A 21,128-nucleotide genomic window follows, 5' to 3' on the forward strand; every position below is an offset into this window, starting at 1 on the left:
GGACCCGACCCCATCCACGCATGGCGTGGATCTACAGTGCAGCCAGCCCATGGGTGGCTGCACCGGCAGGGGGCAGTGCAGCCATGCTCGACGGCAGTTGCCGGGGGCAGAGCCTTTTCCTGCAGAAAAGGATCCGACCCCTTCCTGGCATCACTTCAGCTTGGCAAGCACCGCGTCGGTGGCGGCAGCGGTGCTGACTGCCTGCCCCTTGGCCGCGAGATCGGCGGTGAACACGCCGTCATCCAGCACCGCGTGCACGGCGGCTTCCACCGCAGCGGCTTCGGCCTCCAGGCCCAGCGAATGGCGCAGCAGCATCGCGGCGCTGAAGAGGGTCGCGTAGGGGTTGGCAATGCCCTTGCCGGCGATGTCCGGCGCCGAGCCGTGGATCGGCTCGAACAGACCCGGCCCGCCCGCGCCCAGCGACGCCGACGGCAACAGGCCGATGGAGCCGCCCAGCACAGAGATCTCGTCCGACAGGATGTCGCCGAACATGTTTTCGGTCAGGATGACGTCGTATTCGCGCGGCTTGCGGATCAGGTGCATGGCCATGGAGTCCACCAGGGCGTGCTCCAGGGTGATGTCTGGGAACTCCTCGGCATGGATGCGGGTCACGACCTCGCGCCACAAGCGACTGGTCTCCATGACATTGGCCTTGTCGACCGAGGTCACCTTGCCGCGACGCTGTTGAGCGGTCTGGAAGGCGGCGCGGGTCACCCGCTCGATCTCCGGCACGGTGTATTCGCACAGGTCGGTGGCGCGGTCGGCGGTGCGGGTCTTCTCACCGAAATAGACGCCGCCGGTCAGTTCGCGGAAGACGATTAGATCGACGCCCTCGACGATCTCCTTCTTCAGCGGGGAGCGGTGCGCCAGCACCGGCGACACCTGCAACGGCCGCAGATTGGCGAACAGGCCCATCGCCTTGCGGATGGCCAACAGCCCCTGTTCCGGACGCGCCTTGCCGCCATCCCATTTCGGTCCGCCGACGGCGCCCAGCAGCACGGCGTCGGACGCGACGCAGGCGGCGCGCGTCGCCTCGGGCAAGGGTTCGCCTGTTTCGTCGATGGCCGCGCCACCGATCAGATGCTCGGCGAACTCGAAATGGTGACCATAGAAGTCGCCAATGACCCGCAAGACATCACGCGCGGCCCGAGTGACCTCCGGTCCGACGCCGTCGCCGGGCAGCAGGACGATGTTGTAGGTCTTGGTGGCGGCGGTGCTCATCTTACGGTCTCTTTCGATCGCTCGTAGGCTTCGATTTCAGGCATGTTTGATTGCAGCCAGCCCAGGGTGTCCACCCCGTCCAGCAGGCATTGGCGGGCGAAGGATTCGACCCCGAACGTCACGGGTTCGGCATTGCCGCACTGGATCTGATTGGCCTGGAGGTCGATCGTGACCGGTTGGTCCGGCTGCGACGCCAGATCGTCCCAAACCGCCTGACTGACCACGATGGGCAGCAGGCCGTTTTTCAGCGCATTCGATGTAAAAATGTCAGCGATCTCGGTCGAGATCACCGCCCGGAACCCATAGTCCAGCAGAGCCCAGGGCGCATGTTCGCGCGACGAACCGCAGGCGAAGTTCCGCCCCGCCAGAAGGATGCGATGCTCGGCCGGATCGATGCGATTCAGAATGGCCTCGGGTTTTTCCGAGCCGTCGTCTTCGTAACGCCAGTCATAGAAGGCGGCCTTGCCCAGCCCTTCGCGCGTGGTCGTGGTCAGGAAGCGCGCCGGAATGATCTGGTCGGTGTCGATATTGGCCTGGCTCAGGGTCACGGTCTTGGAGGTCAGCACCTGGAAGGGTTCAGACATGCTCGACCTCCTTCAGAAAGACGCGCGGATCGGTCAGCACGCCAGCGACCGCCGTCGCCGCCGCCGTCGCTGGACTGGCCAGGATGGTGCGGGCGTCCTTGCCTTGGCGGCCTTCGAAATTGCGGTTCGATGTGGATACGGCCAGTTGGCCCGGCGCGACGAAATCGCCATTCATGGCGATGCACATCGAACAGCCGGGAATGCGCCATTCGGCCCCGGCGGCGATGAAGACTTGATCCAGGCCTTCAGCCTCGGCGTCGCGACGCACGGTCTCGGACCCCGGCACCACCAGCATGCGCAGACCCGGCTTGACCTTGTGGCCGCGCAGCACCTCGGCGGCGGCGCGCAGATCGGGCAGGCGCCCGTTGGTGCAGGAGCCGATGAATACCACATCCACCGGCTGGCTCGTCGTCGCCTCCCCGGCCGTGAAGCCCATATAGGCGATGGCCTTGCGGTCTGAGTCCGACTGCGGTTGCGGCACGGGCGAGCCGATGGGCGCGCCCGCATCCGGCGTCGTGCCCCAGGTCGCCATGGGTCGGATGGCGGCGCCGTCGATGGTCACTTCCTTGTCGAAGACCGCGCCTGCATCCGTCGCCAGTTTCAGCCATTCGGCGCTCGCCGCCTCATAGTCTGCTGGCACGTGCTTGCGACCGCGCAGCCAGTCGATGGTCGTCTGGTCCGGCGCGATCATTCCGGCTCGCGCGCCGGCCTCGATGGACATGTTGCACAGGGTCATACGCCCTTCCATGTCCAGCGACCGCACCGCCTCGCCCGCGTATTCGATGACATAGCCGGTGCCGCCGCCGAAGCCGATGGCGGCGATGACCGCCAGGGCGACGTCCTTGCCCGAGACGCCGGGCTGCAACGCGCCGTCCACCGTCACTCGCATGGCCTTGGCCTTGCGCTGCAACAGGCACTGGGTCGCCAGCACATGGCCGACCTCGGACGTACCGATTCCGAAGGCCAGAGCCCCGAAGGCGCCGTGCGTCGCCGTATGGCTGTCGCCGCAGACCACGGTCATGCCCGGCTGGGTAAGGCCCAGTTCCGGCCCCATGACGTGGACCACGCCACGGTCTTCTGAGCCCCATCCCGCGAGCGGCACGCCGTGGGCGGCGCAGTTCCGCTCCAGCGTATGGACCTGCGCCTCGGCCTGGGCCGTGACATAGGGTTTCAGCCCGTTCAGTCCCGCCGGCAGGGTCGGCGTCGAATGGTCCAGGGTCGCATAGGTCCGGTCGGGGCGACGGACCTTCAGCCCTCGCGCCTCGATCTCGCTGAAGGCCTGGGGGCTGGTGACTTCGTGGACCAGATGCAGGTCGATATACAGCACGCCCGGCGTGTCGGCCGTTTCCGGCCGCACGACATGGGCGTCCCACACCTTGTCGAACAGGGTCTTGGGATCAGGCATATTGGGCCACGATCTCGGACACGCCGTCGACGCGGTCGATGATGGCGATCAGTTCGGCGTCGTTGATCTCGCCGATCTGGTCCGCGCGCGACTTGAAGCCGGCGACCACCGCCGCCAGACGCTCGCTCTCGATGGGACGACCGATGGTCTCGGCGCGCTTGGCGATGGCGTGACGGCCCGAATGCTTGCCCAGCACGAACCAACTGCCTTCGAAGCCGACATCCTGGGGCCGCATGATCTCATAGGTGCGGCTGTCGGCCAGCATGCCGTGCTGGTGGATTCCCGCCTCGTGGGCGAAGGCGTTGATGCCCACCACGGACTTGTTGCGGGCGATGACCGTCTCGGTGATCTCGCACAGGATCTTGGAGGCGCGCACCAGATGACGGCTGTCGGCGCCGGTCGTGACGCCATAGCGGTCCTCGCGGACCTTCAGCGCCATGATGACCTCTTCGATCGAGCAGTTGCCGGCCCGCTCGCCGATGCCGTTGATCGCGCCCTCGATCTGACGCGCACCGCCCTCGACGGCGGCCAGGGAGTTGGCGACCGCCATGCCCAGGTCGTCGTGGCAGTGGGCCGAGAAGATCACGTGCGGATGGCGCTTCTTGATGCGCGCGGCCAGGGCGCGATAGGTTTCGCGCACCTCTTCCGGAGTCGCATAGCCGACAGTGTCAGGGACATTCAGAGTGCGGGCGCCGGCGTCGGCGGCGGCCTCCAGCACATCGGCCAGAAACTCCGGCTCGGTGCGGAAGGCGTCCTCGGCCGAGAATTCGACATCGTCGAACAGGCTCCGGGCGTATTCCACCGACCGCACGGCCGTCGACAGCACCTCATTGGTGGACATCTTCAGCTTGGCGGAACGGTGGATCGGGCTGGTGCCGATGAAGGTGTGACAACGACGGTGCGACTTCGGCGCCGGCGCCAGGGCGCGGAAGGTGGCGTCGATGTCCTTCTCGTTGGCGCGCGACAGGGAGCTGAAGATCGGGCCCTCGACCTCGCCGGCCACGCGACGGATGCAGTCCTCGTCGCCGGGCGAGGCGGCGGCGAAGCCCGCCTCGATAACGTCCACGCCCAGGTCCCGCAGAACCTGGGCCATCTTCACCTTGGCCTGGGCGGACATGGAGAAGCCAGGGGCCTGTTCCCCGTCCCGCATCGTCGTGTCGAAGACGATGACACGGTTGGGGTCGGCGGCGATCTGCTCGGTGCGGGATAAGCCCGATACGCGTACGCTTTCGGGGGTAATCATCACGCGGCCTCGGATTGAATAATGTCGTTGCTGATCCGGCGCACGCCGAACAGCCGGTCGATCTGGCGACCCAGGTTGTCCATGCAGCGGCCGGCGTCGCGGCCGCGTACGGTCAGGGCGATGCGGCGGAAGGCGCCCTCGTCAGCCAGAGCCATGCCGTCGATGTGGAAGCCGCGGCGCTCCACCAGGCCGATGAGACGCTGAAGCGAACCGTCCGCACGGTCGATCTGGATGTGGATCGTGTTGCTCATCTCAGGAGCCCTCCATCATTTCAGCGTTGTTCTTGCCCGGCGGAACCAGCGGCCAGACGTTGTCTCGGGGGTCGATGACCACATGGGCCAAGCAGGGACCGTCGGCGGCCAGCAGGCGCTGGATGCCGCCGGACACCTGATCGCGGCGATCGATGCGGAAGGCCTCGATGCCGAACGCTTCGGCGACCTTCCCGAAGTCCGGGTTGTCGGACAGGTCGATCTCGGAATAGTTCTCGGCGAAGAACAGCTCCTGCCACTGGCGCACCAGGCCCAGCGAGGAATTGTCGATCAGCACGATCTTCAGCGGGATGCCGTAACGCTTCAGCGTCGCCAGCTCCTGGATGTTCATCATGAAGCCGCCATCGCCGGCGATTGTGACGACCGTCGCGGACGGATCGGCCAGCTTGGCCCCGATGCCGGCGGGCAAACCAAAGCCCATCGCGCCCAGACCGCCCGAGGTGATGTGAGCTTCCGGCTTGGCGAAGCGGCAGTGCATGGCCGCCCACATCTGATGCTGGCCCACGTCGCAGGCGGCGACGAAATCATCGCCCGCCGCTTCCGAGATTTCCTTCAGCAGGGCGGGCGCATAGACCCCCTCGCCCGGCGCGTCATAGCGGTGAGCGCCCGCTTTGGCCGCACCAGCGCAGTCGTCGGCCCAGGCCTGAATGTCCAGTGCGGCGCCCGACCGCATGCGCGCGGTCAGCGCCTCAACGCCTTCGCGCAGCTCGCCGACGACGGCGACATTGGCGCTGCGCAGCTTGCCGACTTCCGAAGCGTCGATATCGAAATGGATGATGCGAGCGTTAGGCGCGAACTCGGCCAGCTTGCCCGTCGCGCGGTCGTCGAACCGGGCGCCGACGACGATCAGCAGATCGCTGTCCTGCACCGCGTGGTTGGCGGCGCGCGTGCCGTGCATGCCCAGCATGCCCAGCATGCCCGGCGCATCGGTCGGGATGGTGCCCAGGGCGTTCAGGGTCGAGACCTGGGGGATGCCGGTCGCGGCGACGAAGGCGCGCAGAGCCTCGGTCGCGCCGCCGATCTTCACTCCGCCGCCGATATAGACCAACGGCTTCTTCGCCGCCCGGATCGCGGCCTCGGCGGCGGCGATGGCGTCGTGATCGACGCGCGGCGTCTGGTTGGGAATGGAGAAACCGTAGTCCTCGCCGGTCGTCTCGAACTGCACATCCTTGGGCAGATCGACCAGAACCGGACCGGGGCGGCCCGAGCGAGCGATATGGAAGGCTTCCTCGATCGCGGCGGGAACCTCGGCGGCCGAGCGGACCAGGATCGAATGTTTCACGATCGGCAGGGTGACGCCCAGGATGTCGATCTCCTGAAAGGCGTCAGTGCCCATCAGGCCTTGGGCGACGTTGCCGGTGATGCAGACGATCGGCACCGAGTCCATCATCGCATTGGCGATGCCGGTGACCAGATTGGTGGCGCCGGGGCCTGAAGTCGCCATGCAGACCCCGACCTTGCCGCTCTTCCTGGCATAGGCGTCGGCCGAGAAGGCCGCGCCCTGCTCATGGCGGACCAGGATGTGCTTCAGCTTGGAGCCGGCCAGGGCGTCATAGACCGGCATGATGGCGCCGCCCGGATAGCCGAACACCACCTCCACCCCCAGCCGCTCCAGGGTGGAGACCAGCAGACGCGCACCCGACTGGGGAGCGGTCTCGGCTTGAGGTTTGAAGGCGGCGGCGGTCATCAGGATCATCCGGTCGTTCAGGCGGCGATCAGGCCGCTTCTGCCTTGGGCGTGTTCAGCCAGGCCATGCGTTCGCGCAGACGAGCGCCGACCTGTTCGATCTGGCTCTCGCGGTCCGCCTTCAGCCAGGCCTCGTATTGCGGCTTGCCGGCCTCGTTCTCGGCGATCCAGTTGCGCGCAAAGGTGCCGTCCTGGATCTCTTCCAGAATGGTCTTCATGCGGGCCTTGGTCTCTTCGGTCACGACGCGCGGGCCGCTGGCGACCGCGCCGTATTTGGCCGTCTCGGAGATGAAGTGGTGCATCTTGGAGATGCCGCCTTCGTAGAACAGGTCCACGATCAGCTTCAGCTCATGCAGGCATTCGAAATAGGCGATTTCGGGCTGGTAGCCGGCCTCGACCAGGGTGTTGAAGCCCTGGATGACCAGTTCCTTGGCGCCGCCGCACAGGACGGCCTGTTCGCCGAACAGATCGGTCTCGGTCTCTTCGCGGAAGGTGGTTTCCAGCAGGCCGCCGGTCGCGCCGCCATTGCCTTTGGCGTAACCCATGGCCCGGTCGCGCGCCTTGCCGGTCGCGTCCTTCTCGACGGCGAACAGGCTGGGCACGCCGCGCCCGCGCTGGAACTCGCGGCGGACCAGATCGCCCGGTCCCTTGGGCGCGACCAGGATCACGTCCATGTCCTCGCGCGGGGTGATGCGACCGTAGATGATCGAGAAGCCGTGGGCGAACAGCAGGGCCGACCCCTCCTTGGCGTTCGGCTCGATGATGTCGCGATAGACGTCGCCCTGAACCATGTCAGGGGTCAGGATGGCGATGATGTCAGCGCCCTTGACGGCCTCGGCCGGCTCTGCGGTCGGCACGCCGTCGGCGGTGGCGTGTTTCCAGCCCGTGCCGCCGTGACGGACGCCGGCGACCACGTCGTGGCCGCTGTCCTTCAGGTTCTGGGCGTGAGCGCGACCCTGCGAGCCGTAGCCGATGATGGCGATGCGCTGGCCGGCGATGGCGCCCGGCTTGATGTCTTCGTTGGTGTAGATGGTGATGGCCATGGGTCAGGCGTCCTGAGCAGCGTTGGTTTTGTGGCTTGCCGGGACTTGGGCCGGCGGCGGGTTGGGGATGGTGACAGCGCCCTGGGCGGCCGAGGCGACCGAGGCGCGGTATTTGGCGAAGACACCTCGCGCCGGGCGGACTACGTGGGGCGTAAAGCCCGCCCGGCGCGTCGCCAGATCGACATTGACGTCGATGCGGCGGTTGGTGACGTCGATGGTGATGCGGTCACCATCGCGAATGAGGGCGATCGGGCCGCCCACGGCGGCTTCCGGCGAGACATGGCCGGCGACGAAGCCGTAGCTGGCGCCCGAGAACCGGCCGTCGGTCAGCAGGGCGACATTGTCGATCTTGCGACCCTTCAGGGCGGCGGTGACCTGCAGCATCTCGCGCATGCCCGGACCGCCCTTGGGTCCTTCGTAGCGGATGATGATCACGTCACCCTCGCCGACCGATCCATCCTGAACGGCGTGGAAGGCATCCTCCTCTGAGTCGAAGACGCAGGCCGGACCTTCGAACGTGTCGACCTTGTGGCCCGTCAGCTTGATGACCGCGCCTTCCGGGGCGACATCGCCATAGATGACGGCGAAGCTGCCGCGATCCATCACAGGGGCGTCGAAGTTGGTCACCACCACCTGGCCCGGCGTTTCCTCGGCCTCGGCGGCCTCGGCGAACAGGCTGCGGCCAGTGACGGTGGGAGTGTTCACGATCTTGCCGGCCTCAGCCATCCGCTGGGTGACCAGACGCGTGCCGCCGGCGGCGAACAGATGCGAGGCCAGGAAGCGGCCGCCCGGCTTCAGATCACAGATGACCGGCGCCTCGACGCAGGCCTGGTGGCAGTCCTCGACGCCGAACTCGACGCCGGCTTCCGCCGCAATGGCCGTCAGGTGCATGACCGCATTGGTCGACCCGCCCGAGGCCGAGACGGCGACGGCGGCGTTCTTCAGGCTGGCGCGGGTGATGTATTTGCGGGCCGTGTCGCCGGAGAAGACGCGCTCGACGATCAGGCGGCCGCAGCGTTCACCCTCCGCGGCCTTGTTCGGATCGACGGCGGGCACATCGTTGGCGCCCATGGGCGAGATGCCCATGACAGACAAGGCCATGGCCATGGTGTTGGCCGTGAACTGACCGCCGCAGGCCCCGGCGCCGGGGCAGACGGCCTGTTCGACCGCCTTCAGCCCTTCGTCGTCCAGGGCGCCGGCCGAATGGGCGCCGATGGCCTCGAACACCTCCTGGACCGAGACCTCTTTCGTCCCGATCACGCCCGGCATGATGGTGCCGCCGTAATAGACCAGGCCGGGGATATCCATCCGCGCCAGGGCCATGGCCGCCGCCGGGATCGTCTTGTCGCAGCCGACGATGCAGACCACGCCGTCCAGCTGGTGGCCCTCGATGGCCAGTTCGATGCTGTCGGCGACGACCTCGCGGCTGATCAGCGAAGCCTTCATGCCCGCCGTGCCCATCGAGATGCCGTCGGTGACGACGATGGTGTTGAAATCAACCGGATAGCCACCTGCCGCCGTGATGCCGGCGCGGACATCCTTGGCCAGGCGGTCCAGGTGCATGTTGCACGGCGTGACCGTCGACCAGGTGTTGACGATGCCGATCATCGGCTTTTCGAAGTCGGCGTCCTGCATGCCGGCGGCGCGCAGATAAGAGCGGGCGGCGGCCCGGTTCGGACCAACCGTCACCGCCGCGCTGCGCGCATTCGGCTTTCTGGGCTGAGAGGTAGAATTTTGCGTCATCGATCCGGTTCTTTCGAACCGCCGCGCACGAAAAACCCCGCTTCCTTTCGGAGGCGGGGTGGTGCGAGACGATCCTGAGTGTGTCTAGGGTCAGGTCGCGTGCATCCACGCCGCTTGCGTAAGCAGGCCGAGAAGTACGAGGGTAATGAGGAATACGGGGCTTTGCAGGCCGACCGGCGCGCGAACGGCCGCTGCCGCCTTCGCGGTGCGTCCCTTCGTCATGTCGCGCGTCATCGTGGCCACGGGCGGCTCCCTGTTCTGACGCCAAGAAACCATAGCCGCTGGAGTCGCACAACCCCTGTCGCAATAATTTTGCGTGACGAAAGCAAAATGATCCAAAGAAAGGTGTTTCTTGCCGCCACTCCATTCGGACAGCCGACGAAGCGTAACCGTCCATCACATCATGTTACGTGCGCGGGGTTGAAAGCCGTCCGCGACCGCTTCATTGAGACGCCAACCTATATGAAGAGCACAACACCCTACCCTTCAGAGGAGCTTCCCATGACCGTTCGCGTCGCCATCAATGGTTTCGGCCGCATCGGCCGTCTCGTCCTTCGCTCGATCATCGAGCATGGCCGCACGGACATCGAGGTGGTGGCGATCAACGACCTGGGTCCGGTCGAGACCAACGCCCACCTGTTCCGCTACGATTCGGTCCACGGACGCTTCCCCGGCACAGTGACCTCGGGCGAGGACTGGATCGACGTCGGCACCGGCAAGATCAAGGTCACGGCCGAACGCGATCCCGCCAATCTGCCGCACGCCGAGTTGAAGGTGGACATCGCCTTCGAATGCACCGGCATCTTCACCTCCAAGGACAAGGCCAGCGCCCACCTGAAGGCCGGCGCCAAGCGCGTCCTGGTTTCGGCCCCCGCAGACGGCGCCGACAAGACCATCGTCTACAAGGTCAACCACGAAACCCTGACCGCCGACGACATCGTCGTGTCGAACGGCTCGTGCACCACCAACGCCCTGGCCCCCGTCGCCAAGGTGCTGAACGACCTGTTCGGCATCGAGCGCGGCTATATGACCACCATCCACTCCTACACCGGCGACCAGCCGACGCTGGATACGATGCACAAGGACCTTTACCGCGCCCGCGCCGCGGCCCTGTCCATGATCCCGACCTCGACCGGCGCCGCCAAGGCGCTGGGCCTTGTCCTGCCGGAGCTGAAGGGCAAGCTGGACGGCTCGTCGATCCGCGTCCCGACCCCCAACGTCTCGGTCGTCGATCTGAAGGTCGTCGCCGGTCGCGCGATCACGGTCGAAGAGATCAACGCGGCGCTTCAGGCCGCCGCCGACGGTCCGATGAAGGACGTCCTGTTCACGACGACCGACCCGCTGGTTTCGCACGACCTGAACCACATCGCGGCCTCTTCCACCGCCGCCCTGCCCCAGACCCAGGTCGTCGACGGGAAGCTGGCCCGCGTGTTGAGCTGGTATGATAACGAGTGGGGCTTCGCGACGCGCATGAGCGACACGGCGTTGCAGATGGCGAAGTTCCTGTAAGATCGCAAAAGTCTCCTCCCCACACCGTGGGGAGGGGGACCATGAAGTGGTGGAGGGGCTCTTTCCACCGCACCGAACTCGGGGCCAAAGCCCCTCCGTCACGGCGCAAGCGCGCCGCGCCACCTCCCCATCGCTTTGCGACCGGGAGGAGACAGGGAAACGATCATGACTTTCCGCACTCTCGACGACGCCCAGGATCTCGCCGGCAAGACGGCCCTGGTCCGCGTGGACTTCAACGTCCCGATGGAGGGCGGCAAGGTTACGGACGACACCCGTCTGCGGGTCGCCCTGCCGACGATCCAGCGCCTGCGCGACGCGGGCGCCAAGGTCGCGCTGCTGGCCCACTTCGACCGTCCCAAGGGCCAGCGCGTCCCGTCGATGACCCTGAAACCCGTCGTCCAGCCGCTGGAAGAACTGCTCGGCGCCCCCGTCCGTTTCGCCGACGACTGCATCGGTCCTGACGCCGTGGACGCCATCCGCGACCTGGACGCCGGCGGCGTGGTCCTGCTGGAGAACGTGCGCTTCCACGCGGCGGAAGAGGCCAATGATCCGGTCTTCGCCCAGAAGCTGGCGGATCTCGGCGATCTCTACGTCAACGACGCCTTCTCGGCCGCCCACCGCGCCCACGCCTCGACCGAAGGCGTCGCCCACCACATCCCGGCTTACGCCGGCGAATCCATGCGGCGCGAACTGGACGCGCTCGATGCGGCGCTCGGCAATCCGCAGAAGCCGGTGGTCGGCATCGTCGGCGGCTCCAAGGTTTCGACCAAGCTTGATCTGCTGAAGAACCTGGTCGGCAAGCTGGACACGCTGGCCATCGGCGGCGGCATGGCCAACACCTTCCTTTATGCGCAAGGCGTCGATATCGGAGGCTCGCTGGCCGAAAAGGATATGGCGGACACGGCGCGCGAAATCCTGGCGGAAGCCGAGACCAAGGGCTGCCACATCCTGCTGCCCGTCGATGTCGTCGTGGCGACCGAGGTCAAGCCCGGCGCCGACGCCCGCACCGTCACGACAGGAGGGGCCCTCGCGAAGGACGACAAGATCCTGGACGCCGGTCCCGACACCGTCGACCGCCTGAACGCCGCGATCGACGGCTCCAAGACCCTGATCTGGAACGGCCCGCTGGGCGTGTTCGAGGTTCCGCCCTTCGACGCCGCCACGGTCGCCGCGGCCAAGCACGTCGCCGAGCGCACCAAGGCCGGCGCCCTGATCGCGGTGGCGGGCGGCGGCGACACGGTCGCAGCCGTCGGTCATGCCGGCGTTGCTGCGGACCTGACATTCGTCTCTACCGCCGGCGGCGCCTTCCTGGAATGGATGGAGGGCAAGCCCCTGCCCGGCGTCGAGGCCCTGCGCGCCTGAAGGCTCAGCGATGCAGGCGGATCACGCCTGCATCCTGTCTTCGAAATCGGCGCTGAAACGGCTGTAACACGGCGTGACTTCGCGCTGTCCGGCGTCTAATCTCTCGCCCAACCAAAAAGACTATTCGGCTTAGGAGACTACCCCATGGCGCGCATCACGCTGCGACAGCTGCTCGACCACGCGGCAGAGAATGACTACGGCCTGCCCGCCTACAACATCAACAACATGGAACAGGGTCTGGCGATCATGGAGGCGGCCCATGAGGTCAACGCCCCAGTCATCATTCAGGCCTCGCGCGGCGCCCGGAACTACGCCAACGATATCGTTCTGGCCAAGCTGATCGACGCCCTGGCCGAGCTCTATCCGCACATCCCGGTCTGCATGCACCAAGACCACGGCAACGGCCCGGCGACCTGCGCCACCGCCATCCAGTACGGCTTCACCAGCGTGATGATGGATGGCTCACTGGAGGAAGACGCCAAGACCCCCGCCAGCTATGAATACAACGTCGACGTCACCCGTCGCGTCACCGAAATGGCCCACGCCTGCGGCGTCTCGGTCGAGGGCGAACTGGGCGTGCTGGGCTCGCTGGAAACCGGCATGGGCGAGGCCGAGGACGGCCACGGCTTCGAGGGCAAGCTGGACCACTCGCAACTGCTGACCGACCCGGATCAGGCCGTCGATTTCGTCGCCGCCACCAAGGTCGACGCCCTCGCCATCGCCATGGGCACCAGCCACGGCGCATACAAGTTCACGCGTCAGCCGGACGGCGAGGTCTTGGCCATGAACGTGATCGAGGAAATCCATCGCCGCCTGCCCAACACCCACCTGGTGATGCACGGCTCTTCGTCTGTGCCACAGGATCTGCAGGACATCATCAACCAGTACGGCGGCGAAATGCCCCAGACCTGGGGCGTGCCGGTCGAGGAAATCCAGCGCGGCATCAAGCACGGCGTGCGCAAGGTCAACATCGACACCGACAACCGCATGGCCATCACCGGCGCCATCCGTAAGGCCCTGATGGAGAAGCCGGGCGAGTTCGACCCGCGCTATTATCTGAAGCCCGCCAAGGAGGCGATGAAGAAGCTCTGCATGGAGCGCTACCAGCAGTTCGGCTGCGAGGGCCAGGCCTCCAAGATCCGCCCGCTTTCCACCGCCCAGATGGCGAAGCGCTACGCCTCGGGCGACCTGGATCCGTCCTTCCGCGGCGCATCCGTCAAGGCCGCCTAGGACCGTCGTCTAGACCGGGTAGCGGCCGCTCAGTTCGCGCCGCACCCGGCGAACGTCCCATTCCACCTGATCCAGCGCGTCGCGGGCCTCTCGGGCATTGCGACGCGCATCGCGGATTTCGCCTCTGACCTCTTGGATGCGGTCACGGACACGCTCCCGCTCTTCGTCCGTCAGGCCGTCGCCGCGCAGTTCGCGCTCCTTGGCCTCCAGCTTGTCTTCGCGGTTCTCGATCCGGGCCTCGGCGCTGTTCAGCGCGCTTTCCGCCGTCTCGTAGGCGTCCTCGACCTCATGCAGCATTCGGCCGTCGCGATAGGCCGGCAGAAACGCCTGCTCCTCCTCCGGCCGACAAACGCCATAATAGGCATTGCCCGCCCGCCCCTCCTCCCAGCCGCGCTGGAAGGTGCAGTAGGTCCGCAAGCCATCCTCACGCGCCGAGCCGTAGGCGGCCGAGTTGGGTGCGATCTGAAACTTGGCGCAGGCCTTGGCGTGGTCGTCCAGTCGCGTCATCGGACAGCCCGACGCCCCGTCGGCATAGCCCTTCTCGCCCCAGGCGCCGGCGAGGCATTCGTCCTTGCTCATGGTCGTGCAGCTGCTCAGCAGCGCCGCCGCGGCGAACGCGCCCCCGGCGATCATCAACCGCTTCATCGGATGTCCCCTACGCCCCCAAGCTTGACTATCACCTCACCCGCGCCCCTCGCGCAAGCGGCCGGTCGTGCTAGGGAGACGGCGTGTCCGCCCATGATCTGATCGACGAAGACGAAGACCCCGCGACCGGCGCCCCCGCCGAGGTGCTGGAGGCCCGCATCGACGCGGCCGGCGTTCGCCTGGACAAGGCCCTGGCCGGCGCCTTCCCTACCCTGTCGCGCGCCCGGCTCCAGGCCCTGCTGGCCGAGGGCGCCGTCAGCCGCGATGGCGCGGTCCTGACCGGCGGTTCCGCCAAGGCCCAGCCCGGCCTCTATGCCGTCGCCCTGCCGCCCATCGCGCCGGCCACGCCCCAGCCCCAGGCCATTCCCCTGACCGTTCTCTACGAGGACGCCGACCTTATCGTCATCGACAAGCCTGCGGGCATGGCCGCCCACCCCGCGCCCGGCACGCCCGACGGCACCCTGGTCAATGCGCTGCTGGCCCATTGCGGCGACAGCCTCTCGGGCATCGGCGGCGTCGCCCGCCCCGGAATCGTTCACCGGCTGGACAAGGACACCTCCGGCGTCATGGTCGCCGCCAAGACCGACCGCGCCCACGCCGGCCTCTCCGCCCTGTTCGCTGCGCACGACATCGAGCGCACCTACATCGCCCTGACACGCGGCGCGCCGTCGCCCGCGACCGGCCGTATCCACACCCGCATCGGGCGCTCCACCGGCGACCGCAAGAAGATGGCGGTCCTCAAGGCCGGCGGTCGCGAGGCCATCACCGACTATGTCGTCCAAGCGACCTTCGGGCAGCCCGCGAAAGCTGGCGGCGCACCCATGGCTGCGCGGGTCGCCTGCACCCTGCACACCGGCCGCACGCATCAAATCCGCGTCCACCTGTCGTCCAAAGGCGCGCCGATCCTCGGCGACGCGACCTACGGCTCGGGCAGTCCAGCCATTCCCGTTCGCACCGCCATCACAGAAGCGGCCCTCGAGCGTCAGGCCCTCCACGCCGCCGTTCTGGGCTTTGTCCATCCTGTCACGGGCGAGGCGCTTCGCTTCGAGACCGCGCCGCCGTACGACATGCAGCGTCTCGAAACACGGCTCGCCGAACTCTGAACAGCCGCCCGTGTAGGCAGGTCTTGAATAGCAACTGACAAAGTTCTATATAGGACGTCGATCGGCGCGAGTGGCGCCAGGGCCACGGTCACGCTTTCGTGTGACGATCCGCCTCTAAAAATGGCGGCAACCCATCGCTACTTCACCGGTTGAGGGGTGAGACGTCGGCGCACACACCGTGGCCGATGACGAAGAGCCCGCTCGTTCAAGACGGTCGGAGGGACCTGTATATGGCTGCCAATAGTACGCTCGCGGTGATGTCGCCTGAACAAGGCCTGTCGCGTTATCTGACGGAAATCCGCAAGTTTCCGATGCTGACCAAGGACGAGGAGTTCATGCTCGCCAAGCGTTGGTCTGAACACCAGGACCCCGAAGCCGCCCACCGTCTCGTCACCTCGCACCTTCGTCTCGTGGCCAAGATCGCCATGGGTTATCGCGGCTACGGCCTGCCGATCGGCGAAGTCATTTCCGAGGGCAACGTCGGCCTGATGCAGGCCGTCAAGAAGTTCGACGCCGACAAGGGTTTCCGCCTGGCGACCTACGCCATGTGGTGGATCCGCGCCTCGATCCAGGAATACATCCTGCGCAGCTGGTCGCTTGTGAAGATGGGCACCACCGCAGCGCAGAAGAAGCTGTTCTTCAACCTGCGCAAGGCCAAGAGCCAGATCTCGGCCTTCGAGGAAGGCGATCTGCATCCTGAACACCTCGCCGCCATCGCCACCAAACTTGGCGTGACGGAGGAAGAGGTCACCAACATGAACCGCCGTCTCGGCGGCGACGCCTCCCTGAACGCCCCTCTGCGCGCCGACGGCGAAAGCGAGTGGCAGGACTGGCTGGCCGATGACACGGCCGTGTCTCAGGAAACCCAGCTCGCCGACGACGAAGAAAAGGGCATCCGCATGAGCCTCCTTCAGGAGGCCATGGAAGAGCTGACCGATCGTGAGAAGCACATCCTCACGGAACGTCGCCTCAAGGACGATCCGGTCACGCTGGAAGAGCTCGCCGGCCAGTACGGCGTTTCGCGCGAGCGCGTGCGTCAGATCGAGGTCCGCGCCTTTGAGAAGCTGCAAAAGGCCATGCGCGCCGCCGCCGAAGAGCGGAACCTGGTCGACGCCTAAGCAAGTCGGTCCGCTGCGCCTTCAACGGCGCGGCGGACCATCTATCATGACGCGCGCGCCACCGGCGCCGCTTCATTGGCCGCTCTCGCAGCCGTCACCACCGTGCCGATCGGCTGGGCCAGTCCCGCCTTCGTCACCTGACCGCTGGCCACATAGGCCTGCAGGGTCGCCACAGCCATCGCCAGCCGCGCGTCCGCCGTCTTGATGGCCAGACCGTTCAGCGTCTCGGCCTGCTGGCGAATGGCGCGCGTCGCCTGCGACGGATCCTGCTCAAACTGCGACATGGCCGAAACCAGGATTCGCGACGCCTGATCGCTGATTTCGGCAGGGCCGCCTCCAGCCGCGCCATCGCTGCGGCGCTTGCGGGCGCCTGAATATTCGCCTGAGTTGAACCGGCGACGATCCGGCCCGACATAGCCGACCGCCTCGATCCAGGGCCGGGGCTTCAACGTCACATTCTCGACCCGCTTGAACAGGTCGCCTGTCGTGAACGGCTTTCTCAGGAACTCATGGATGCCGGCGTCGCGCGCGCCCTTGATCGCCGCAGCCGTCGCCTCGCCCGTCACCATGATGATCGGCGACATGCGGCACGACATGCTGGAGCGCCGAATGCGCCGCGCCAGCGTCTCGCCGTTCAGCTTGTCTCCGGACCGTTCTGTGAAGATCACGCCTGGCTCGACGTCGCGCAGCAACTCTAGCGCGCGTTCCTCGTCGCCTTCGGAATAGACCTCGCGCGCCCCCATGCCCTTCACGATGTCCGTCAGCAGTCGCGCTGACGACAGATTGGCGTCCACGATGACCACCCGACGAAGCGCGGGCTCCATGCGGCTTATGGTTCTGGCGTTTGCGGCGAACACATCAGACTCCGAGGTTGGAGCCATTATCCTTACCGCCGACGGGTTAAGACCTGTTGAATAGGTCTTTCTGCGTAGTCCGCCGCCTCACGCCGCCCCTTCCAAAGCCTCAGCCCTGGAACGGATCGCGCATCAGAATGGTGTCGTCGCGCTCTGGGCTGGTCGACAGCAGGGCCACTGGGGCGCCGATCAACTCCTCGATCCGGCGCACATATTTGATGGCGTTGGCGTTGATGTCCTTGAAGCTGCGGACCCCGGCGGTGCTTTCGCTCCAGCCTTCCAGCTCCTCGAACACCGGCTCGGCCGCGCCCTGAGCCTTCAGGCTCGAGGGCAGATAGTCCAGCACCTCGCCATCGACCTTGTAGCCGACGCAGATTTTCAGCGTCTTCAACCCATCCAGCACGTCCAGCTTGGTCAGGGCGATCCCGTCGATGCCGTTGATCGCCACGGACTGGCGCACCAACACGGCGTCGAACCAGCCGCAGCGGCGGGCGCGGCCGGTGTTGACCCCGACCTCGCGGCCAACGGTCGCCAGATGCGCGCCGACCTCATCATTCAGTTCGCAGGCGAAGGGGCCCTCTCCGACGCGCGTCGTATAGGCCTTCACGATGCCCAGCACATAACCGACGCCGCGCGGTCCGATCCCCGACCCCGCCGCCGCCTGGCCGGCGACGGTGTTGGAACTGGTGACATAGGGATAGGTGCCGTGATCCACGTCCAGGAAGGCGCCCTGCGCCCCTTCGAACAGCACACGCTTGCCGTCCTTTTGCGCCTGGTCCAGCACGCGCCAGGCCGGTTTCACATAGGGCAGGATCTTCGGCGCGATCTCCAGCAACTGCGCCAGCAGCGCGTCGGGATCGATCGGCTCCAACCCCAGACCGGCGCGCAGCGGATCGTGGTGCGAGCGCAACCGGTCGATCTTGACCTTCAGATCGTCTTCATTGGCCAGATCGCAGACCCGAATGGCGCGACGCCCCACCTTGTCTTCATAGGCCGGACCGATGCCCCGCCCGGTCGTGCCGATCTTGGCGCCCGGCGCGCTGGCCGCCGCCTCGCGCGCGACGTCCAGCGCAGGGTGGATGGGCAGGATCAGGCAGGCGTTGTCCGCAATGGTCAGGATTTCAGGGCTGATCGCCACACCCTGGGCGGCGATCTTCTCGATCTCGCCGACCAGATGCCACGGATCGACGACCACGCCGTTGCCGATGATCGACGGCTTGCCCTGCACCACGCCGCTGGGCAGCAGCGCCAGCTTGTAGACCTTGCCGTCCACGACCAGCGTATGGCCCGCATTGTGACCGCCCTGGAACCGCACGACCATGTCGGCGCGGTTGGAAAGCCAGTCCACGATCTTGCCCTTGCCCTCGTCGCCCCACTGGGCGCCGACCACCGCTACGTTCGCCAAAACCGTCTCTCCGCACTGGAATGCGGGCGCAGCCTATAGCGAGGGAATCGTCCGATGTCGTCCCGTCAGGCGGATTTATCCGACTTCGCTGACCGCTGTCTCGAAGGCCCATTCCAGCCAGGGCGTCGCCGCGATCACATCGGCGGTCTCGACCGTGCAACCGCACCATAGTCGAAGGCCAGGCGGCGCATTGCGATGCGGCTCCATATCGAACACGGCCGCCTCGCCTTCCAGCAGGGCCTTGAACCGCACGACAAAGGCCTTCTGCACCTTGTCGTCCAAGGCGGCGATCCGCGCATCGGTGAACTTTAGGCAAACCGAGGTCGTCGATCGGATCTCCGGCTGATCCGGCAGGAAGGCGATCCATTCGGTGCGCTCCACCCATTGCGCCAACGCGGCGTAGTTGGCGTCTGTCCGCCGGATCAGTTCGCTCAATCCGCCGATGTCCTTGGCCCAGCCCAGGGCGTCGATCCAGTCTTCGATGGTCAGGATCGAGAAGGTGTTGATCGCCACGCCGTCCGCCAGCGCCCGATCGAATCGTCCCTTGCCGTCGGTCAGCCGCAGCAGTTTCGGAATCGCCCGATCCGGCCGGAAGGTATCCAGCCGCTCGACCGCGCGCGGCGACAGCACCATCACCCCGATGCCCGCCTCGCCGCCCAGCGCCTTCTGGAAGCTGAAGGTCACGACATCCAGCTTGTCCCACGGCAGCGGCATGGCGAAGGCGGCGGAGGTCGCGTCGCAGATCGCCAGCCCCTCGCGATCGTCGGCGATCCAGTCGGCGTCCGGCACGCGCACGCCCGAGGTCGTGCCGTTCCACGGGAACACCACGTCCTTGGACCAGTCGGCCCGGCTCAGATCGGGCAGTTCGCCCCACGGCGCCGTCAGCGCCTCGGGCTCCAGCCCCAGATGATCCTTCACGTCCGCCAGCCAGGTCAGACCGAAGTTCTCGAACGCCACAACCTGCACAGGCCGGGCGCCCAGCATGCCCCACAGCGCCGCCTCGACCGCGCCTGTGTCAGACCCCGGCGTATAGAGCATCACATGGCTGTCGGGCACTTCCAGCACCTCGCGTGTCAGCCGCAGGCCATGCGCGAACCGCTCCACCACCTCGGGCGCGCGAATGCCGCGTCCCAGCAGGTCGGACGGCAATCCGCCCAGCGCATAGCCCGGCCGCTTCGCCGTCGGCCCCGCCGAAAACCACGGCCGCGCCGGCTTCACATCAGGCTTCGTGCTCATGCTGTCTTCCTTTGGCGCTGCCGCGCTTCATGCGGCTTCAGCACACTCACCGCCCCGGCGTATAGGGCCGCTTGGCCCGCCAATCCTCGGCGAAGGCGGTCAGTTCGGTGTCCGGCGCATCGGGCAGCGTCACCATCACCCGCGCCAGCAGATCGCCGCGCCTGCCTTGCGCAAACGCGCCGCGCCCCTTCAGCCTTAGCACCTTGCCCGAGTTCGATCCCGCCGGCAGCGTCATCTGCACCGCGCCCTCGGGCGTCGGCACCCGCACCTTGGCGCCCAGCACCGCGTCGGGCACCGACACCGGCAGGTCCATGGTCAGGTCCGCCCCGTCGCGCTTGTAGATGGGGTGCGGTTCGATCCTCAGTTCGATCAGGGCGTCGCCGTTCTCGGCCCCGCGTCCCGGCGATCCCTGACCGCGCAGGCGGATCGTCTGGCCTTCCGACGCGCCCTTGGGAATGGTCACGTCCAGTGTGCGTCCATCCGAGAACTGAATCCGTCGCGTCGCCCCGGCGATGGCGTCTTCCAGACTGATGTCCAGCGTCGCCTTCACGTCCTGACCGCGTGAGGTGAAGTCCCTAGCGCCGCGCTGCCGCCCGGCCCCGCCGAACATGCCGAACAGCTCGTCCAGATCGACGCCTTCGAAGTTGGCCCGGCCGCCCGGCCCGCCGCCTTGTCCGAACGGATTGCCGCCCTGGCCGAACGGGCTGCCGCCGGCGCGACCGCCCCCGCCGAAGCCGCGATACTGTTCGTTGCCGTCGCCGTCGATCTGGCCCGCGTCGTATTTGGCGCGCTTTTCCTTGTCGCCCAGGATGTCGAAGGCCGCGGTCACCCGTTTGAACTTGTCCTCGGTGATCTTGTCGCCGGGGTTCTTGTCGGGATGCAGCTCCTTGGCGAGCTTGCGATACGCCTTCTTGACCTCGTCCGCGCTCGCGCCCTTCGAAACGCCCAGTTCCTTGTAGGGGTCGCCTGCCACGTCCGTTGTCGCTCCAGCTAAAAAAAGGTCGAGAGGCCGTCAGTTAAGCCATGCCCCGCCCCGCGCAAAGGGCTGGACCCGCCCTATTTGGTCAGACCTGCCGGATTTCCGCCTCCACTTCTGCTTCTGAGCCCCACCCGAACCCTTCGCCCCACTGCGCCACGGCGATCCGCGCCATCGATGTCGCGCCTTCTGGGAAGTCCGCCGCCAAGTCAGCCGCTGCATAGAAGCCCGACACGCCCTCCACCTCCATTGTCCGCACCACGATATCTCCGTCCCGCACACGCAGCCGGAACCGCATCGGATCGACCGTTGTCGGTTCCCTATCCCAACTGTCGCCGAACAGCCGCACGCGCGGCGTCCATCGGGTCGCCAGACCCTTGGCCGACGTCTCGACCGTCAGACCAGACGGCGACCACGGCCGATCATGCACGCCCCTCGCCACGAAGACGGCCTCGCTGAACCCCGCACCGCCCGGCGCCGCGCCAGCCGGCCCCGT

Annotated in this window: 19 protein-coding genes and 1 pseudogene; 5 read left to right on the forward strand and 15 right to left on the reverse strand. The window is 66.7% G+C overall.

From position 1 onward, the window contains the following. Nucleotides 1-150 precede the first annotated feature (150 nt). The 9 genes from leuB to B3T77_RS02830 form a co-directional block, all read right to left on the reverse strand. Nucleotides 151-1,221 carry a 3-isopropylmalate dehydrogenase gene (gene leuB, locus B3T77_RS02790; protein WP_292076999.1) on the reverse strand — a complete coding sequence of 357 codons (1,071 nt, stop codon included), beginning with the start codon at nt 1,219-1,221 and terminating at the stop codon, nt 151-153. After that, a complete protein-coding gene (gene leuD / locus B3T77_RS02795; protein ID WP_292077002.1) occupies nt 1,218-1,805 on the reverse strand; it encodes a 3-isopropylmalate dehydratase small subunit in 588 nt (195 codons plus the stop codon). Before leuD ends, leuB begins: the two co-directional genes overlap by 4 nt. Beyond that, a complete protein-coding gene (leuC, locus tag B3T77_RS02800; RefSeq protein WP_292077005.1) occupies nt 1,798-3,210 on the reverse strand; it encodes a 3-isopropylmalate dehydratase large subunit in 1,413 nt (470 codons plus the stop codon). Before leuC ends, leuD begins: the two co-directional genes overlap by 8 nt. Continuing rightward, complete coding sequence (locus B3T77_RS02805; RefSeq protein WP_292077036.1) at nt 3,203-4,453, reverse strand: 2-isopropylmalate synthase; 1,251 nt, start codon at nt 4,451-4,453, stop codon at nt 3,203-3,205. Before B3T77_RS02805 ends, leuC begins: the two co-directional genes overlap by 8 nt. Further along, nucleotides 4,453-4,704 (reverse strand): ACT domain-containing protein, encoded by a 252-nt coding sequence (locus B3T77_RS02810; RefSeq protein ID WP_039244600.1) that lies wholly within the window; start codon nt 4,702-4,704, stop codon nt 4,453-4,455. The genes B3T77_RS02805 and B3T77_RS02810 overlap by 1 nt, the downstream gene beginning before the upstream one ends. Before the next feature lies 1 nt (nt 4,705). Continuing rightward, the gene (gene ilvG, locus B3T77_RS02815) at nt 4,706-6,418 is read right to left on the reverse strand and encodes an acetolactate synthase 2 catalytic subunit (RefSeq protein ID WP_312184929.1); all 1,713 of its coding nucleotides are present in this window, start codon (nt 6,416-6,418) and stop codon (nt 4,706-4,708) included. 19 nt (nt 6,419-6,437) lie between these two features. Continuing rightward, nucleotides 6,438-7,451, reverse strand: coding sequence for a ketol-acid reductoisomerase (gene ilvC, locus B3T77_RS02820; RefSeq protein WP_292077011.1), 1,014 nt, complete (start codon nt 7,449-7,451; stop codon nt 6,438-6,440). Between the two features lie 3 nt (nt 7,452-7,454). Next, nucleotides 7,455-9,194, reverse strand: a complete 1,740-nt coding sequence (locus tag B3T77_RS02825) for a dihydroxy-acid dehydratase (RefSeq protein WP_292077013.1) — start codon at nt 9,192-9,194, stop codon at nt 7,455-7,457. A 90-nt stretch (nt 9,195-9,284) separates the two neighbouring features. After that, nucleotides 9,285-9,437: a hypothetical protein gene (locus B3T77_RS02830; protein WP_292077015.1), complete on the reverse strand. Its 153-nt coding sequence runs from the start codon at nt 9,435-9,437 to the stop codon at nt 9,285-9,287. A 258-nt stretch (nt 9,438-9,695) separates the two neighbouring features. Between B3T77_RS02830 and gap the strand changes: the two genes are divergently transcribed. The 3 genes from gap to fba all read left to right on the forward strand — a co-directional run bounded on the left by gap (nt 9,696) and on the right by fba (nt 13,295). After that, nucleotides 9,696-10,703 (forward strand): type I glyceraldehyde-3-phosphate dehydrogenase, encoded by a 1,008-nt coding sequence (gene gap / locus B3T77_RS02835; RefSeq protein WP_292077017.1) that lies wholly within the window; start codon nt 9,696-9,698, stop codon nt 10,701-10,703. Nucleotides 10,704-10,868: 165 nt separating this feature from the next. Next, nucleotides 10,869-12,065, forward strand: coding sequence for a phosphoglycerate kinase (locus B3T77_RS02840; protein ID WP_292077020.1), 1,197 nt, complete (start codon nt 10,869-10,871; stop codon nt 12,063-12,065). Nucleotides 12,066-12,209: 144 nt separating this feature from the next. Further along, the gene (gene fba, locus B3T77_RS02845) at nt 12,210-13,295 is read left to right on the forward strand and encodes a class II fructose-bisphosphate aldolase (RefSeq protein ID WP_055803694.1); all 1,086 of its coding nucleotides are present in this window, start codon (nt 12,210-12,212) and stop codon (nt 13,293-13,295) included. Nucleotides 13,296-13,304: 9 nt separating this feature from the next. On the opposite strand, the gene B3T77_RS02850 is transcribed toward fba, so the two are convergent. After that, the gene (locus B3T77_RS02850) at nt 13,305-13,940 is read right to left on the reverse strand and encodes a DUF2799 domain-containing protein (RefSeq protein ID WP_292077026.1); all 636 of its coding nucleotides are present in this window, start codon (nt 13,938-13,940) and stop codon (nt 13,305-13,307) included. Nucleotides 13,941-14,023: 83 nt separating this feature from the next. Between B3T77_RS02850 and B3T77_RS02855 the strand changes: the two genes are divergently transcribed. Further along, entirely contained in the window at nt 14,024-15,043 is a 1,020-nt protein-coding gene (locus B3T77_RS02855; protein ID WP_409514551.1) for an RluA family pseudouridine synthase, read from the forward strand. A 230-nt stretch (nt 15,044-15,273) separates the two neighbouring features. After that, a complete protein-coding gene (rpoH, locus tag B3T77_RS02860) occupies nt 15,274-16,161 on the forward strand; it encodes an RNA polymerase sigma factor RpoH (protein ID WP_026108409.1) in 888 nt (295 codons plus the stop codon). Nucleotides 16,162-16,205: 44 nt separating this feature from the next. Here rpoH and B3T77_RS02865 read toward each other — a convergent pair whose 3' ends face one another. From B3T77_RS02865 to B3T77_RS02885, 5 genes and pseudogenes are all read right to left on the reverse strand, one after another. Then, nucleotides 16,206-16,985 (reverse strand): response regulator, encoded by a 780-nt coding sequence (locus B3T77_RS02865; RefSeq protein ID WP_292077030.1) that lies wholly within the window; start codon nt 16,983-16,985, stop codon nt 16,206-16,208. A 139-nt stretch (nt 16,986-17,124) separates the two neighbouring features. Beyond that, complete coding sequence (locus tag B3T77_RS02870) at nt 17,125-18,420, reverse strand: adenylosuccinate synthase (RefSeq protein ID WP_039244628.1); 1,296 nt, start codon at nt 18,418-18,420, stop codon at nt 17,125-17,127. A gap of 75 nt (nt 18,421-18,495) precedes the next feature. Further along, entirely contained in the window at nt 18,496-19,656 is a 1,161-nt protein-coding gene (locus tag B3T77_RS02875; protein ID WP_292077032.1) for a phosphoserine transaminase, read from the reverse strand. Nucleotides 19,657-19,702: 46 nt separating this feature from the next. Beyond that, the gene (locus B3T77_RS02880; RefSeq protein WP_292077034.1) at nt 19,703-20,629 is read right to left on the reverse strand and encodes a DnaJ C-terminal domain-containing protein; all 927 of its coding nucleotides are present in this window, start codon (nt 20,627-20,629) and stop codon (nt 19,703-19,705) included. A 91-nt stretch (nt 20,630-20,720) separates the two neighbouring features. Then, nucleotides 20,721-21,128, reverse strand: a pseudogene (locus B3T77_RS02885) (baseplate multidomain protein megatron); the annotation flags it as partial.

The sequence above is a fragment of the Brevundimonas sp. UBA7838 genome (assembly GCF_002500885.1).
Taxonomy (GTDB): Bacteria; Pseudomonadota; Alphaproteobacteria; order Caulobacterales; family Caulobacteraceae; genus Brevundimonas; species Brevundimonas vesicularis_C.